Source organism: Aeromicrobium sp. PFPM2_SD2 (assembly GCF_057364525.1).
The window spans coordinates 1-1,692 of sequence record NZ_JBNFNZ010000500.1 but is presented as its reverse complement, the minus strand read 5'-3'; the positions used below and the strand labels follow the sequence as shown (position 1 = coordinate 1,692).

Annotated in this window: 4 protein-coding genes; 3 read left to right on the top strand and 1 reads right to left on the bottom strand. The window is 74.7% G+C overall.

What is annotated here, in order from left to right; translation table 11 throughout:
• The 3 genes from AC2W7G_RS15590 to AC2W7G_RS15580 form a co-directional block, all read left to right on the top strand.
• On the top strand, positions 1 to 353 hold a 353-nt coding region (locus tag AC2W7G_RS15590; RefSeq protein ID WP_485869241.1), incomplete at its 5' end, for a hypothetical protein.
• The gene (locus AC2W7G_RS15585; protein WP_485869240.1) at positions 320 to 454 is read left to right on the top strand and encodes a hypothetical protein; all 135 of its coding nucleotides are present in this window, start codon (positions 320 to 322) and stop codon (positions 452 to 454) included. The genes AC2W7G_RS15590 and AC2W7G_RS15585, both read left to right, overlap by 34 nt.
• Entirely contained in the window at positions 447 to 1,112 is a 666-nt protein-coding gene (locus AC2W7G_RS15580) for a nitroreductase (protein WP_485869239.1), read from the top strand. The genes AC2W7G_RS15585 and AC2W7G_RS15580 overlap by 8 nt, the downstream gene beginning before the upstream one ends.
• 101 nt (positions 1,113 to 1,213) lie before the next feature.
• Here the strand turns inward: AC2W7G_RS15580 and AC2W7G_RS15575 are convergent, their stop codons facing one another.
• Positions 1,214 to 1,597 (bottom strand): hypothetical protein, encoded by a 384-nt coding sequence (locus tag AC2W7G_RS15575; RefSeq protein WP_485869238.1) that lies wholly within the window; start codon positions 1,595 to 1,597, stop codon positions 1,214 to 1,216.
• Positions 1,598 to 1,692: the final 95 nt, after the last annotated feature.

The following is a 1,692-nucleotide window of genomic DNA, read 5'->3' as shown; positions in this document are numbered from 1 at the left end:
CCGTCCGGGTCCTGCCCGCGGACGTCCGCGAGCGCGCGCGGGGGGTCGCCGCCGCACCCCGCACGCGGCGCTACCCCGACCGCGAGACGATCGTCGGCCGGTTCCGCACGCTGCCGGACGACCGCAGCGACCTGCCGTACGTCACGCGCCACGTCGCCGAGGAGTCGGTGCGCCGGGTCGACGACGGCTGGACCTGGAAGTTCGACCAGCGGATCTTCGCCTCGTCGGCGATGAGCCCGGACATGCTGGCCAAGGCGCGTGCCCAGTCGCGCTGGTGCGCGCCGAGCGGGGCATGGCCACGCCGGCCATCGTCGCCGACGTGGCCGAGCGTCTCGGCGGCCGCGTGCCGGTGACCACGGTGCTCGACTCGGGCCACCACGTGATGCTCGATCAGCCGCTCGCGCTCGTCGCCGTCCTGCAGACCCTCACGCAGATGTGGAGCACCCATGGATGACATGACCGTCCTCGAGCGGCTGCTGGCCGAGCGCTGGAGCTGCCGCGGGTACCTGCCCGACGAGGTGCCTCGCGCGACGATCGAGCGCCTGCTCGCCGTGGCCGGACGCACGCCGTCGTGGTGCAACACCCAGCCGTGGGAGGTCACGGTGCTCTCGGGCGAGGCCACCGCGGCGCTGGTCAAGGCGATGGCCGCGGACGCCGAGCGTTGGACCCCGGACATCGCCTTCCCGCCGGGCTACGAGGGCCGCTACGCCGACCGGCGCCGCGAGTCCGGCTGGCAGCTGTACGAGGCCGTCGGCGTCGCCAAGGGCGACCGCGAGGCGTCCGCGGCGCAGATGCTGCGCAACTTCGACTTCTTCGGCGCCCCGCACGCCGCGATCGTCACGACCACGGCGTCGCTGGGCACCTACGGGGCGATCGACTGCGGCCTGTTCGTCGACTCGTTCCTGCTCGGCGCCCAGGCGCTGGGCCTCGGCGCGTGCGCGCAGGCGGCGATCGCGCTGCGGTCGGAGGTCGTGCGCGAGCACCTCGGGCTGGACGAGGACCGCCAGGTCGTCTGCGGCATCGCCTTCGGCGTCCCCGACCCGGCGCACCCGACCAACACGTACCGCACGACCCGCGTCCCCCTGGACGAGTTCGTCACCTTCCGCGACTGAGTCCCGTTCGCGCTGAGCGTGACGTTGTGCACGCGACACGCCGGTGCCACCGTGCACAACGTCACTCCCAGCGAGGGCTCGGGCCCCTCGCGAGGTGAGGGCTAGCCGCGGAGGGCGCCGACGCCGAGGACGGCGGCCAGGCCGAGCGCGCTGCGCGGGTGGTACGCCGCGGTCCACAGCCCGCCGTGGCAGGCGCCGGCGGCCTCCTCCATCCACGGCTCGGGCTCGGCGGGGGCGCCGGCCTTGAGGTCGTGGACGAGCAGCGCGGCCATGAGCGTGTTGCTCGTGGCCGGGTCGAAGACCTCGACGCCGAAGCGGTGCGCGCCGGCGTACGCCGCGGCCAGCGCCTTGTTCTTGACCACCGAGCGGGTGCGGGTCGACGGGGCCACGTTGAGCGAGACGCGCACGCCGTCGTGGCGTGCGGCGGTGGCCCGCCAGCGCTGCAGCCGCTTGGCGAAGGCGTAGTTCGGGCCCTGCTGCGGCACGAGCGCGTCGCAGATGCCGGGGTCGGCGGACGGCGGGTAGTTGCGGGTCAGCAGCCGGCCGCCGGCCAGCGTTCGGACGGTGCGCTCGGCTCAGC

Bases quoted from the DNA above. Each gene is read 5' to 3' on its own strand.
- AC2W7G_RS15580 (WP_485869239.1), top strand. From the start codon at position 447: ATGGATGACATGACCGTCCTCGAGCGGCTGCTGGCCGAGCGCTGGAGC.